The 13292-nt window shown below is 71.4% G+C and carries 12 protein-coding genes; 8 read left to right on the top strand and 4 right to left on the bottom strand.

Annotated features, from left to right (window positions below; all coding sequences use genetic code 11):
- Positions 1–10: 10 nt before the first annotated feature.
- Positions 11–1081 carry a ferredoxin reductase gene (locus tag OG494_RS26100; protein WP_328443140.1) on the bottom strand — a complete coding sequence of 357 codons (1071 nt, stop codon included), beginning with the start codon at positions 1079–1081 and terminating at the stop codon, positions 11–13.
- A gap of 193 nt (positions 1082–1274) precedes the next feature.
- Between OG494_RS26100 and OG494_RS26095 the strand changes: the two genes are divergently transcribed.
- The 5 genes from OG494_RS26095 (at position 1275) to OG494_RS26075 (ending at position 5598) form a co-directional block, all read left to right on the top strand.
- The gene (locus OG494_RS26095; protein ID WP_328443139.1) at positions 1275–1892 is read left to right on the top strand and encodes a TetR family transcriptional regulator; all 618 of its coding nucleotides are present in this window, start codon (positions 1275–1277) and stop codon (positions 1890–1892) included.
- 121 nt (positions 1893–2013) lie between these two features.
- A complete protein-coding gene (locus tag OG494_RS26090; protein ID WP_328443138.1) occupies positions 2014–3126 on the top strand; it encodes a Re/Si-specific NAD(P)(+) transhydrogenase subunit alpha in 1113 nt (370 codons plus the stop codon).
- Positions 3123–3437, top strand: a complete 315-nt coding sequence (locus OG494_RS26085; RefSeq protein WP_328443137.1) for an NAD(P) transhydrogenase subunit alpha — start codon at positions 3123–3125, stop codon at positions 3435–3437. Before OG494_RS26090 ends, OG494_RS26085 begins: the two co-directional genes overlap by 4 nt.
- Positions 3434–4822: an NAD(P)(+) transhydrogenase (Re/Si-specific) subunit beta gene (locus tag OG494_RS26080; protein WP_328443136.1), complete on the top strand. Its 1389-nt coding sequence runs from the start codon at positions 3434–3436 to the stop codon at positions 4820–4822. The genes OG494_RS26085 and OG494_RS26080 overlap by 4 nt, the downstream gene beginning before the upstream one ends.
- The gene (locus OG494_RS26075) at positions 4819–5598 is read left to right on the top strand and encodes a lipoate--protein ligase family protein (RefSeq protein WP_328443135.1); all 780 of its coding nucleotides are present in this window, start codon (positions 4819–4821) and stop codon (positions 5596–5598) included. Before OG494_RS26080 ends, OG494_RS26075 begins: the two co-directional genes overlap by 4 nt.
- Positions 5599–5679: 81 nt before the next feature.
- On the opposite strand, the gene OG494_RS26070 is transcribed toward OG494_RS26075, so the two are convergent.
- On the bottom strand, positions 5680–6231 hold the full coding sequence (locus OG494_RS26070) for an Lsr2 dimerization domain-containing protein (protein ID WP_328443134.1): 552 nt from the start codon (positions 6229–6231) through the stop codon (positions 5680–5682).
- Positions 6232–6370: 139 nt separating this feature from the next.
- Here OG494_RS26070 and OG494_RS26065 point away from each other — a divergent pair, with 139 nt between their 5' ends.
- Complete coding sequence (locus OG494_RS26065; RefSeq protein ID WP_328443133.1) at positions 6371–7765, top strand: dihydrolipoyl dehydrogenase family protein; 1395 nt, start codon at positions 6371–6373, stop codon at positions 7763–7765.
- A 1-nt stretch (position 7766) separates the two neighbouring features.
- Here the strand turns inward: OG494_RS26065 and OG494_RS26060 are convergent, their stop codons facing one another.
- Positions 7767–10547 carry a hypothetical protein gene (locus OG494_RS26060; protein WP_328443132.1) on the bottom strand — a complete coding sequence of 927 codons (2781 nt, stop codon included), beginning with the start codon at positions 10545–10547 and terminating at the stop codon, positions 7767–7769.
- A 265-nt stretch (positions 10548–10812) separates the two neighbouring features.
- Here OG494_RS26060 and OG494_RS26055 point away from each other — a divergent pair, with 265 nt between their 5' ends.
- Complete coding sequence (locus OG494_RS26055) at positions 10813–11316, top strand: DUF3145 domain-containing protein (protein WP_247062565.1); 504 nt, start codon at positions 10813–10815, stop codon at positions 11314–11316.
- Between the two features lie 52 nt (positions 11317–11368).
- Entirely contained in the window at positions 11369–11962 is a 594-nt protein-coding gene (locus OG494_RS26050) for a hypothetical protein (RefSeq protein WP_328443131.1), read from the top strand.
- Positions 11963–12013: 51 nt separating this feature from the next.
- Here the strand turns inward: OG494_RS26050 and OG494_RS26045 are convergent, their stop codons facing one another.
- A complete protein-coding gene (locus tag OG494_RS26045) occupies positions 12014–13264 on the bottom strand; it encodes a beta-ketoacyl-[acyl-carrier-protein] synthase family protein (protein ID WP_328443130.1) in 1251 nt (416 codons plus the stop codon).
- Positions 13265–13292 lie beyond the last annotated feature (28 nt).

Here is a 13292-nt window from a genome sequence, read left to right as displayed (position 1 = left end):
GCGGTACTCCTTAAGCGTCGATCTCGACGTCCCCGACGGGGACGGAGATGCAGAGCTGGATTTCTTCGTCTTCTTCGCCGGAGATCTCGCCCGTCTTGGCGTTGCGGACGCGGCCGGCCGTCTTGAGCTGGGTGCAGGAGAAGCAGATGCCCATCCGGCAGCCGTGCTCCGGCGAGAGCCCGGCTTCTTCGGCCTGCTCCAGCAACGGCTTCCCGGAGTTCGCGCACTCGCGGCCGCTGCGCTTGAAGCGCACCTGGCCCTCCGCGTTCGCGGTGTCGAAGGTCAACGCGGGCGGCGTGAACTCTTCGGTGTGCACCCGTTCACCGAGCTGCTCGCGCACGGCGTCCATGAGCGGCTTCGGGCCGCAGACGAACGTTTCGGCGTCGCGGTACCAGGGAGCGGCCTCTTCGAGGTGCTCCGGCGCGAAGAACCCGCGCAGGTCGCCGCCGGTCTTCGCGTGGGTGTACGCGTGCACGACCCGCAGCCCGGGGTGCCGGGCGGCGAGCTCGGCCAGCTCGGTGCGGTAGAGCACGTCGGACGGGCCGTTCGAGTAGTGCAGGAACACGATCTCGCCGCGGTGACCCTCGTCGACGAGGGTGCGCGCCATGGCGAGCACCGGGGTGACCCCGCTGCCGCCGCTGATCAGCAGCACCCGCTCCGGCCGGGTGGCGGGCAGCGTGAACGTGCCGTCCGGTGTGGACAGTCCGACCACCGAACCGACGCCGAGCTCGCGGTTCAGGTGCCCGGAGACCAGGCCCTGCTCCTTGACCGTGAACTCGAGTTCGCCGGCGTACTGCGAACCGCACGGCGAATAGCAGCGGGTGCGCCGGACGCCGTCGATCGACACCTGCAGCCGGACGTACTGCCCGGCGGTGAAGCCGGGCCACGCGCGGCTGGGCCGCACGGTGAGCGTGACGCTGTCGGGTGTCTGCTTCCGCACGGCCGTGACCAGCCCGCGGACCTCCCGGCGGACCAGCATCGGGTCGACGAGCTCGAGATACCGGTCCATTCCGTGGGGCGTGAGCAGCGCCTCGGCGAGCGAGGCGAGCCGGCGGACCCGCTTGGGCAAGAGCGCCGTCATCGGACCTCCTCGATTACAGTGAACGACTGTACACTCAACAGTGCACGGCATGAGTGGACGACCTGTCAACGCGAGAGGCGGAGGATGTGACGTGAGCAACGCGGTGGACGCTGTGTCTAGCGGGGCTCCGCCCCGAGCCCCGGCAGGGGGCAGGCCCCCTGCACCCCCAAAAGAAGTCCGTACGCTGGACCCTGTGTCCGAAGAGCCGGTAAGCCGTCAGGAGCGCAAGCAGCGCACGCGCCAGGCGTTGCTGGACGCGGCGCTGGAGCTGCTCGCCGACCGGCCGTTCGCCAGCCTCTCGCTGCGCGAGGTCGCGAAAGGCGCGGGCCTGGTGCCGACGGCCTTCTACCGCCACTTCGCGTCGATGGAAGAACTCGGCGTCGCGCTCGTCGAAGAGGCGACGCGCACGCTGCGCGGCATGATCCGGTCCGCGCGCACCGACCCGGACACCTACCACGGGATGATCAGCGCCTCGGTGGCCACGCTGCACCAATTCGTGCGCGCGCACGAGGACCATTTCCGGTTCCTGACGCGCGAGCGGTACGGCGGCGGCCCGCTGGCCCGGGCCATCGGCGTCGAGCTGCGGATGTTCTCCGGTGATCTGGCGATCGACCTCGCCCGGTTCGCGACGCTGCGCTCGTGGACGACCGACGACCTGCACATGCTGGCCGACTTGATCGTTTCCGTGATGCTGGCGACGATTGTCGAACTGCTGGAAGCACGGCCCGGTGAAGATCCGAAAATCACCGGAATGGCGGAAAAACGGCTGCGGTTGATCTTGCTCGGCGTTCCACACTGGAAGACTCGCTGAACATTTTCCGCACAACGCCCGGATTACCGGACAACTGCGAGACTTCCGACTCAGGTCAGTGGGGACTGTCGGTCCGGCGTGGTACAACCCACGGATCGTTCCTCGCCGATGAGGAGGTCGTGTGGCGGACAGCGAACAGCATCAGCAGCTCACCGTGGGTGTGGTGACCGAGTCACGCCCCGGAGAGCGCCGGGTGGCCATGGTGCCGAAACTCGTCGGGAGGCTCGCGCAACGCGGTCTGCGGGTGCTCGTCGAGCCGGGTGCCGGGGCCGGTGCGCACCTCAGCGACGACGCGTACACCCAGGCGGGCGCCGAACTCGGCGACGCCTGGAAAGCGCCCGTCGTCGTCAAGGTGAACCCACCCACGGCCGACGAGGTCGCGAAGCTGGGCCGGGGCACCGTGCTCATCGGCTTCCTCGACCCGCGCGGCAACCCGGAAGGGCTCGCGAAGCTCGAAGAGGCCGGCCTCCGGGCGTTCGCGATGGAGGCCGTCCCGCGGATCTCCCGCGCCCAGGCGATGGACGCGCTGTCGTCCCAGGCCAGCATCGGCGGCTACCGCGCGGTGCTGCTCGCGGCCCAGAAACTCCCGCGGTTCTTCCCGATGCTCACCACCGCGGCCGGCACCGTGCCCCCGGCGAAGGTGCTGGTGCTCGGCGCCGGCGTCGCCGGGCTGCAGGCGCTGGCCACGGCGAAGCGCCTCGGCGCGCAGACCACCGGCTACGACGTCCGGCCCGAGGTCGGCGAGCAGGTCAAGTCGCTCGGCGCGCAGTTCCTCGACCTCGGCATCGAAGCGGTCGGCGAAGGCGGCTACGCCCGCGAGCTGACGGCGGAGGAGCGCGAAGAGCAGCAGCGCCGGCTCACCGAGGCGATCACGCGGTTCGACGTCGTGATCACCACGGCGCTGGTGCCCGGGCGCAAGGCGCCGACCCTGGTCACCGCGGACGCCGTCAAGGGCATGCCGGCCGGTTCGGTCGTGGTCGACCTGGCCGGCGAAAGCGGCGGCAACTGCGAGCTGACCAAACCGGGGGAGGACGTCGTGGAGCACGACGTCACCATCTCGTCCCCGCTGAACCTGCCGGCCGAAATGCCTTCGCACGCCAGTGAGCTCTACGCCCGCAACGTCACCGAGCTGCTGGAGCTGCTCGTGACGAAGGAAGGCGAGCTGAAGCTGGACTTCGAGGACGAGATCGTCGCCGGGGCCTGCGTGGCCGGGCGCGAAGGGAGCGTCGCGTGAGCCCACTCGTGCAGAACCTGGCGGTGCTCGTGCTCGCCGGGTTCGTCGGCTTCGCCGTCATCTCGAAGGTGCCCAACACCCTGCACACGCCGCTGATGTCCGGCACCAACGCGATCCACGGGATCGTGCTGCTGGGCGGGCTGGTCGTGCTCGGCCTCGGCGTCGACGGCGTCTTCAACAAGATCCTGCTGGTGATCGCGATCGCCTTCGGCACGATCAACGTCGTCGGCGGGTTCCTGGTCACCGACCGGATGCTGTCGATGTTCAAGGCCAAAAAAGCACCGGCCGCCGATGAGGAGGACGAGAAGTGATCGACTTCGTCGCGATCCTCTACATCATCGCGTTCGCCCTCTTCATCTACGGCCTGATGGGCCTCACCGGCCCGCGCACCGCGGTCCGCGGCAACTGGATCGCCGCGGTCGGCATGGGCGTCGCGGTGCTCGCCACCCTGCTCACCCCGGGCATGGGCAACTGGCTGCTGATCGTCCTCGGCGTCGCGATCGGCGCGCTGGTCGGCGTGCCGTCCGCGCGCAAGGTCAAGATGACCGCGATGCCGCAGATGGTGGCGCTGTTCAACGGCGTCGGCGGCGGCGCGGTCGCGCTCATCGCGTGGGTCGAGTTCAACTCCACGGATGGTTACGCGCACGAACCCATGTACATCGCGATCGCGTCGCTGTTCGCCGCGATCATCGGGTCGATCTCCTTCTGGGGCTCGAACATCGCGTTCGGCAAGCTGCAGGAGCTGATCAGCGGCCGCCCGATCAGCATGGGCAAGCTGCAGCAGCCGATCAACGCGCTGCTGCTGCTGATCGCGCTGGGCTGCGCGGTGGTCATCGTCGCCGGCGGCGACTCCTGGCTGCTGATCGTCGGGCTGCTCGTCGCGGCGGGCATCCTCGGCCTCACCGTGGTGCTGCCGATCGGCGGCGCGGACATGCCGGTGGTGATCTCGCTGCTCAACGCGTTCACCGGGCTGTCGGCCGCGGCGATGGGCCTGGCGCTGGACAACACCGCGCTGATCGTGGCCGGGATGATCGTCGGCGCGTCCGGCTCGATCCTGACCAACCTGATGGCCAAGGCGATGAACCGGTCCATCCCGGCGATCATCGCGGGCGGCTTCGGCGGCGGCCCGGCGGTCGCGTCCGGCGGAGGAGCGAAGGAAGAGCGCCCGGTGCGCTCGACGAGTGCGGCCGACACGGCGATCCAGATGGCGTACGCCAGCAAGGTCGTCGTGGTGCCGGGTTACGGCATGGCCGTGGCGCAGGCGCAGCACACCGTCCGGGAGATGGCGAAGCTGCTGGAGAAGAAGGGCATCACGGTCGAGTACGCGATCCACCCGGTCGCCGGCCGGATGCCCGGGCACATGAACGTGCTGCTGGCCGAGGCCGACGTGCCGTACGAGCAGCTCAAGGAGATGGACGAGATCAACTCCGAGTTCGCCCAGACCGACGTCGCGCTGGTGATCGGCGCGAACGACGTCACCAACCCGGCCGCGCAGACCGATCCGACCTCGCCGATCTACGGGATGCCGATCCTCAAGGTCAACGAGAGCCGGTCCGTGATCGTCTTGAAACGCGGCATGAGCTCGGGCTTCGCCGGGATCGACAACGACCTGTTCTACGATCCGAAGACCAGCATGCTCTTCGGCGACGCCAAGACGTCGGTGGGCGAGATCGTGGAGGAACTCAAGGCGTTATGACGAGCGGGTCGGATGTGCGTGCGGCGTTCACCGACCCCGCCGAGAACCTCGCGTTCGACGAAGCACTCCTCCGGGTTGCGCCCGGGTCACCGGTCGTGTGGCTCTGGCGCAACCCGGTGTGCGTCGTGGTCGGGCGCGGCCAGCGGATCGCACGCGAAGTGCACGTCGAGGCGTGCGAGCGTGACGGCGTCCCGGTGCTGCGGCGCGCGAGCGGCGGCGGCACCGTGTTCCACGACCCGGGCAACCTCAACGTCACGCTGGTGCTGCCGCTTTCGGGGGGCCGGGTGGCGGAGCCCCCGGCCCGAATGTCCCAGCCCGGCCCGGCCGACCGGCCGCTCGAAGCGCTCGGCAAGGTGATGAGCGCCGCCGTGGACCAGCTCGGGCTGGTGCCGCGGATCGGCGACCGCGGGCTGTTCGTCGAAGACGCGAAGCTGTGCGGCTTCGCCGTCTTCCGCACCAAGGACGGCCTGCTGGCCCACTCGACGCTGCTGGTCGAGACGTCCGCCGCCCTCGTCGGCCGCTATCTGACGAGCGCGCCGCCGGACCCGCGTCCGCTCGACTCCCACCGCAGCCCCGTCGCGTCGCTGGCCGAACACGGCCTGCGGCCCGGCTTCCCGGCGGTCGAAGCCGCGGTGCGCGCGGCGGCGTCGCAGATCCTCGGAACGCTCGTGCCGCGCCCGCCGTCCGCGGCCGAGCTGACCCGGCAGCGGGCGCTGCTGCACACCCGCTACCGGTACCCGTCCTGGCACGCGGACGGCGCCCAGCGCGCGCAATGACCCGCCGATGTCGTGAGGGGCACCCTCATGGCCGTAAGAGCCATAAGGGTGCCCCTCACGGCACGTCTGTCTACTGTGGACCTAGCGGTTCTCGGCCGCCGAGAAGGTGACCGTGGGCACCTTGCGGGCCGACGCGCGGGTCGTCTTCGGCGGCTCCGCCGCCTTCCGGGTGCGAGCCGGCTTCACGGGTTCGGCCTTCGCCGTGGTGGTGGTCTTCGCGCGGGTTGTCGGCTTCACCGGGGTGGCCTTCGTGGCCGCGGCCTTGGCGGTCCTCGTCTTGGCCGGCGCGGCGGCTTTCGGCGCCGCTTTGGTGGCCCGGGCCTTGGCCGGGGCGGGCGCGGCCTTGGCGGCGACCGCGGTACGACGGCCGGCTACCGGCTTCGCGGCCTTCGCCTTCGGGGCGGCCTTCGCACGGGGCTTCTTCGCGCCCGGGACGATCCGCGGCTGCCGCTTGCGGCCACCGGTGCGGCGGCCGGCGTCGGCGTAGCGCCGAAGCAGGGCTCGCAGCGTCTCGGCGTTGGCGAAGGAGAGGTCGATGTCGTAGTCGATGCCGTCCAGCGCGAACCCGACGGTCTCCCCGGCGGCGTCGCCGGTCAGATCATCCAGCACCCGCACAGCCGTGTTCCTGGCCACGACAAACCTCCCGTGCTCGAACGTGTGATGCGCGGGCACCCGGGTTCGGCGACACCCCGGGGCCGCCGACAGCTTGCAGCTTCCTGACGAGGATAGCCGTTGGCTTGCGTGATCCCGCGTGGTGGTGTGCGCTGATGCCATGTCCGGACAGACTTTTGACGTAGTGGTGATCGGCGCGGGCCCGGTGGGCGAAGTGGCCGCCGAGCGAGCGGCTCGCGGCGGCCTGAAGGTCGCGCTCGTCGAGCACGAACGCTTCGGGGGCGAGTGCTCCTACTGGGCCTGCATCCCGAGCAAGGCCTTGCTGCGGCCGGGAAATCTCCTCGCCGCGGCGAAACGGATCCCGGGGGTGCCCGTCGGCGACGCGCTCGACCCGGGCCAGGTGTTCGCCCGCCGGGACTGGTTCACCGGCAAGGGCGACGACTCGGGCCAGGTCGAGTGGGCCCGCGGCGCGGGCATCGAGCCGGTCCGCGGGCACGGCGTCCTCACCGGTGAGCGCGAGGTCACCGTGGACGGCGACCGCGTCCTGACCGCGCGGCACGCGGTGATCGTGTGCACCGGCAGCGTCCCGAACACCCCGAAGATCCCGGGGATCGACACGATCCGGCCGTGGGGTTCGCGCGAGGCGACGTCGGCCTCGGCCGTGCCTGCCCGGCTCGGCGTCCTCGGCGGCGGCGTGGTCGGTGTCGAGATGGCGCAGGCCTGGGCGACTCTCGGCGCGGAGGTGCACCTGGTGATCACCGGCGAGCGCCCGCTGCCGCGCAACGCGGACTTCGTCGGCGACCTCGTGCTGGCGGGCCTGCGGGAGGTGGGCGTGTTCGTCCACACGATGTCGGGTGTCGAGCGGGTCGCCGCGGGCGAGAACGGCACCGAGCTGACGCTGAAGGACGGCGAGGTGCTCGTCGTCGACGAGTTCCTGGTGGCGACCGGACGGCGTCCCGGCACGGCCGGGCTCGGCCTGGAGGAGTTCGGCGTCGAGGCCGGCGGCCCGCTCACCGTCGACGACACCGGCCAGGTGTCCGCAGTGGACGGTGCGTGGCTGTTCGCCGCCGGCGACGTCACCGGCCGCGCGCCGCTGACCCACCAGGGCAAGTACGGCGCTCGCGCGGCGGGCGACACGGTGGCCGCGCTGGCGAAGGGCGAGAAGGTCGACACCTCGCCGTGGAGCCCGTTCACCGCGACCGCCGACCACCACGCCGTGCCGCAGGTGGTGTTCACCGACCCGGAGGTCGCCTCCGTCGGTCTGTCGGACGCGCGTGAGGGCTCGAACGACCGCGTCGTCGACATCGACATCGCGGTGGCGGGCTCGTCGTTGCACGCGGACGGGTACCAGGGCAAGGCGCGGATGGTCGTCGACACCGAGCGGAACGTACTGCTCGGCGTGACGTTCGTCGGCCAGGACGTCTCGGAGCTGCTGCACTCGGCGACGATCGCGATCGTCGGTGAGGTGCCGCTCGACCGGTTGTGGCACGCGGTGCCGTCGTTCCCGACGATCAGCGAGGTGTGGCTGCGGCTGCTCGAGGCCTACGGGCTCTGAGTTACCGCGCGGGCAGGTCCAGGGCGGCCTTCGCCGCCCGGGCCAGGCCGGGATCGTCCGCAGTGGACGGTCCCGGCACCCACACCGCCTGCACCACCCGGACGGAGGTGCCCTCCACCCGGCTGGTGTAGGCGGCGTTCTCGAACCGCGGCGCCGGCGTGCCCCACTTGCCGGTCTCGGCGGCGAGGTCGAGGATCCCGCCGCCGCCCGGAGTGTCGACGACGGCCTTGAAGGCGGCCGCCTGCGCGGCGTCGGGGAAGGCGACGATGCCGACGGTCACCGCGCCGGCCCGGCCGTCGACGGTCGTGGCGTAACTCGCCCGCCGCACGCCCGAGCAGCTGGTCTGCTGCAGGCTGGCCTGCGCGTCCCCGAAAGCGTGCGACGCGCACCGCTGATCCTCGTCGGCGGCGCGCAGCGAGAACTGCAGGCTCTCGGCGGGCGCGACACTGGCGGGCGCCGAGGCGGGCGGCCGGCTGGAGGGCGCCGGCGACTGCGCGACAGGCGCGGCGGGAGTGTCATCCCCACCGGTGGCGACGACCACCGCGGCGACGACCAAGGCGACCAGCAACCCGATCGCCCCGAGCGGCAGCCACCGCACGGTCCGCGAAGTGGGCGCCGCGGACTTCCGCCGGGGAACGGGACCCGGCCGGGAGTGGGGGTAGGACTCCGGCGGGGGAGGCGGAGCGGCCGTCGGGTGCGCGAGGGTCTCGGTGCGTTCGGGCGGGGCGGCGGATTCGGTGCCGGCGGGCGGAGCGAGGGATTCGGTCCGTCCGGGGTCCGCGGCCGGCCGGTAGGGCGGAATCTGCTCGGCCCCGGGGAAGACGGGCCGGGCCGTGGCGGGTTTGGCGAGGGTTTCGGTGCGTTCGGTGTCCGCAAAATCCGAAGAGGTCTCGGGTTCGGCGGAATTCGTGGCGCCGGACCGGGGTGCGGTGGTCGAAATCGTCGCCGGGGTTGGTGCAGGCAGGGAAACCGTGGAGGCACTGTCCTCGGCGGACTCGGCGGACTCGGCGGAATCGGCGGAGTTGCCGGGTTCAGCGGGCTCGGCGGAGTTGCTGGGTTCGGCGGATTCGGCGGAGTTGCTGGGTTCGGCGGATTCGGCGGAGTTGCCGGACTCGGCGGGCTCGGCGGAGTTGCCGGGTTTGGCGGTCGCGCTCGGGGGCACCGTCCGCGCGGGGGCGGAAGTACCTGAGGTATCGGCCGTGTCCGGAGTGATCGCGGGGGTTCGCGTCAGGCTGGAATCACCGGGCGCGACGGATTTCGTGACACCGGGGTTCGCGACCATCGCGGGGGCCGGCGCGGGAGCCGCCGAGGTGCTGGTCGCCGTGGCTGTGTTCGGAGCCACGGCAAGGGCCTGCACGGGGAGGGAGCCCGCCGCAGCGCCGGTCTCGGCGACGGATTTCGTGGTGCCGGGTGCGGCGGCCGAGTCCGGCACCGTCGTGGAAGCCTTCGCCGGAGCGGAATCCGTGGACACGCTGAGCTCGGCGGGCTTTGGGATGCCAACCGCGGCAAGGCCTTCGGCCGCGGAAGGGCCGGCGACCGTGCCGGGCTCGTCGGTCGGTGCACGACCGGGGCTCGGCGCGTGATCTTGGCCGGAACTCGCGTGCTCTGACCCGACATCCGCATGATCCGGAGCAGAACTCGCGGGCTCCGACTCGACACTCGCGTGATCTGAGGCGGAACTCGTGGGCTCGAGACCCACGCTCGCGTGGTCTTGGCCGGAACTCGCGGGCTCGAGACCCACGCTCGCGTGGTCCTGGCCGGAACCTGGCTGCTCTGACTCGTCACCCGCGTGATCCGGGGCGGAACTCGCGGGCTCCAGTTCCACACTCGCTTGCCCCGCATCGGAACTTGCGTGATCAAGCGCGGAATTTGCGTGATCCACCCCGGAACTCGCGTGATCGAGGGCGGAACCCGCCCCGACCAGCGCGGCAGGCGGATCGGCGAGTTGCGTTTGGCCGCTTGCACTCAGCGCATTCAGCGCACTCACGGCACTCGGCGCACTCGGCGCACTCGGCGCACTCGGCGCACTCAGAGCACTCACGGCGCTCGGCGTGCTCGAAGCGCTCGCCGCCACCGGTGTCTCGGTTCGCCAGCCCGCGGCCGGGCGGGCGGCCACTGTGGTCGTTCCGGCCGAGCGGGGCGTGGTGTCCCAAAGGGACTCCGGCGGCGTGTCGTCACTGAACCGGCTGAATCCCTCACGCAGAAGGATTTCGTCGGAAAACTCGGGCGCGTCGGGGGCCAGGCCGCGGATCAGGGCGCGGACCTGGTCGACCGACCGGGGGCGGTGGGCCGTCGCCAAGGAGACCGCCGCCGCCAGCATGGTCGTGGGGGTCGGGTGCAGGACCCTCACCGGGCCCGCCAGGTCGCTCGCGGGCTGGTCGACCGTTTCGACGTACGGGCCGACCGCCACGATCGTGCCCACCGGCGCCGTGCCCGGGACCAGTTCCACGATGCGGCTTTCGCAGACCTGGGACAGGTCCAGGGCCTCCGTCGCCGGGTTGATCGCGTCGTCGTCGGCCACCAGGGGCCAGCCGTCGGCTCGCCATTCCGCTCCCAGCGGGGCTTCCAGCCGCAGCGCCGGGTCCGGCAGGTCGACGCCGATGACGACGATCACGCCGTGGGGCAGCAGAACCACCGCCTCGATCGGGCGATCCGTCACCGTGCCGACGCCGATCAGGGCGATCCCGCCGACGACGGTGCTGCCGCGGCCCAGGGACGCCAGCGCCGCCCGGATGTCGTCCGCCACCCGGGACTGCTGCCGCTCGAGGCGCACCAGTCGCACCGAAACCCTCCCTGCTCGTCGTTCCGGAGCATCACGCTAGCGCGCCCGGTCGTATCCGAGGCGCGACACGGGGACGACGCGGCCGCGTCCCACCGAAAGTGGTGCTGCGGGTGACTTGTGGTGTTCATGTGGCCAAACAGCACGGTTGGGGTGCAGAATGTGCTACAACGCATCGGAGGCGGTATTCGGGAGCCGCACTGACGCCGCGCAGCTCGATTTCAGGGCGTAGGGGAAGACGTCCCTCGTCGAGCAAGCGGAGGTAGCAGTGAGCACCCGTGGCAGCACCCGAGGTGTGGTGTACGTCCACTCGTCGCCGTCTGCGGTGTGTCCGCACGTCGAGTGGGCTATTTCGGGCACCCTCAACGCCCGAGTCGACCTGAAGTGGACGGCGCAGCCGGCCAGTCCGGGTCAGCTTCGCGCCGAATGCGGATGGCGCGCGCCCGCGGGCACCGGCGCCAGATTGGCGGCGGCCCTCAAGGCGTGGCCGATGATTCGGTTCGAAGTCACCGAAGAGCCCAGCGCGGGCGTCGACGGCGAACGGTTCTGCTTCGCGCCCGGGCTCGGCCTGTGGCACGGACGGACCAGCGCCAACGGCGACATCGTGGTGGGCGAGGACCAGCTGCGCGCACTCGTGAGCATGACCCGCGGCGGCGAGTCGCTGGCGCACAAGCTCGACGAACTCCTGGCCGCGAGCTGGGACGAAGCGCTCGAGCCGTACCGTCACGCCGGTGACGGTGCTCCGGTGACCTGGCTGCACCAGGTCGGCTAGCACGGGACTCCGGCGGCACGGGACCGGTGGCGGGGCCGGTACGCTCTTCCGCGTGACGACCCCCGCCTCCAGCCCCCGCCAGCGCTGGCTGGTGCCCGTCGTGGTCGTGGTGCTGTCCGTGACCGTGGGCGGCGGCCTGCTCGCGCGCGAGCTCTACCGCCGTCCCGACCAGCCCGCCGGCGACGCCTCGGCGCCGGTGACGGTGCCCCAGTCGGCGACCGGTCGCCAGCCGACCGAGCCGGACGTCGTCGGGATGACACCGGACGCGCAGTCGCACCCGCGTGCCGACGAGGTGCGCAAGGTGCTGGAGACGTACTTCTCGGCCATCAACGCCCAGCAGTACTCGCAGTGGACGTCCGTGGTCACCTCGGAGCGGGCGGCGCAGCAGCCGCCCGGCGCGTGGAAGGCCGGCATCAAGACCACAAAGGACAGCGAAGCCGTCGTCTACCGGATCGAGCGCGGCTCCGGCACGTCGCTGCGGGTCCTGGTCGGCTTCCGGAGCGAGCAGGCGGTCGAAGACGCTCCGACGTGGTTCCCCGAGCCGTGCATCCAGTGGCGGCTCGTGCTGCCGATGGTCGTCGAGAAGTCCGCGCTGAGGATCGCCGCCGTGGACAGCGGCCCGCCCCCCGAACACCAGAAGTGCTGAAACGAGAACGGGCCCGGCCGAAGCCGGGCCCGTTCTCGTCGGTCAGCGTGCTCAGGCCGCCGGGGTGAACAGCAGAGCGGTGTTGTGCCCGCCGAACCCGAACGAGTTGCTGATCGCCGCGGTCAGCTCGACCTTGCGCGGCTCGCCCGACACGACGTCCAGCTGCACCCGCGGGTCGAGGTCGGTCAGGTTCATCGTGGCCGGGACGATGCCGTGGTACAGCGAGAGGATCGTGATGATCCCCTCGACCGCGCCGGCCCCGCCGACCAGGTGACCCATCGAACCCTTCGGCGCCGTGACGATCGCGTGGTCGCCGACCGCCTTGCGGATCGCGGCCGCCTCGCCGATGTCACCGACCACAGTGGACGTCGCGTGCGCGTTCACGTGCCCGACGTCCGCCGCGGTGACGCCGGCCATCTTCATCGCCGCGCGCATCGCGGCGATCTGGCCGATGCCCTCGGGGTGGTTGCCGGTGATGTGGTAGGCGTCCGAGGTGATGCCGTGCCCGGCGATCGTCGCGTAGATCCGCGCCCCGCGGGCCTTCGCCAGGTCCGCGCGCTCCAGGATGACCACGCCCGAACCCTCGCCGAGGACGAAGCCGTCCCGGTTCGCGTCGAACGGCCGCGACGCGGCACCCGGGTCGTCGTTGCGCGTGGACACCGTGCGGGCCTGGGCGAACCCGGCGAGCGTGATCGGGTGGATGCACGCTTCGGCACCCCCGGCGACCACGACGTCGGCGCGCCCGGAGCGGATCATCTCGACCCCGCTCGCGATGCCCTCGGCGCCCGAGGCGCAGGCCGAGGCCGGGGAGTGCACCCCGGCCCGCGCCTTCAGGTCGATGCCCACGTGCGCGGCCGGGCCGTTCGGCATCAGCATCGGCACGGTCAGCGGCGACACCTTGCGGAGACCCTGCTGGTGCAACAGATCGTTCTGGGTGAGCAGGGTGACCGGGCCGCCGACGCCGGTACCGATCGACACGCCGAGGCGGTCGGGGTCGACGTCGGTGTGCTCGTCCGTCGGTTCGGTGAAGCCGGCGTCGGCCCACGCCTGACGGGCGGCGATCATCGCGACCTGCTCGCAGCGGTCCATCCGGCGGGCCTGGACCCGCGGCAGGACTTCCGAGGGATCGACGGCCAGCATGCCGCCGATCTTGACCGGCAGCTGCAGCTCCTCGACCCAGTCGGCCTCGATCGTCCGGACCCCGCTCCGTCCGGCCAGCAGACCGTCCCAGGTGGACGTCACGTCCCCGCCGAGCGGTGTGGTGGCGCCGAGACCGGTGATCACGACGTCGATGTTGCTCATGGGTGTCTCCTCAAGGAGGGAAGAGGAC

Origin of the sequence: Amycolatopsis sp. NBC_00438 (assembly GCF_036026695.1) — a bacterium.
Taxonomy (GTDB): domain Bacteria; phylum Actinomycetota; class Actinomycetes; order Mycobacteriales; family Pseudonocardiaceae; genus Amycolatopsis.
Note: the sequence above shows the minus strand (reverse complement) of the source record. Positions and strands in the feature narration are given on the sequence as shown.

What these genes read in the sequence shown, in the direction of transcription:
- OG494_RS26100 (WP_328443140.1), bottom strand. Translation starts at nt 1,081, where the DNA reads ATGACGGCGCTCTTGCCCAAGCGGGTCCGCCGGCTCGCCTCGCTCGCC.
- OG494_RS26065 (WP_328443133.1), top strand. Translation starts at nt 6,371, where the DNA reads ATGTCCGGACAGACTTTTGACGTAGTGGTGATCGGCGCGGGCCCGGTG.
- OG494_RS26045 (WP_328443130.1), bottom strand. Translation starts at nt 13,264, where the DNA reads ATGAGCAACATCGACGTCGTGATCACCGGTCTCGGCGCCACCACACCG.
- OG494_RS26075 (WP_328443135.1), top strand. Translation starts at nt 4,819, where the DNA reads ATGACGAGCGGGTCGGATGTGCGTGCGGCGTTCACCGACCCCGCCGAG.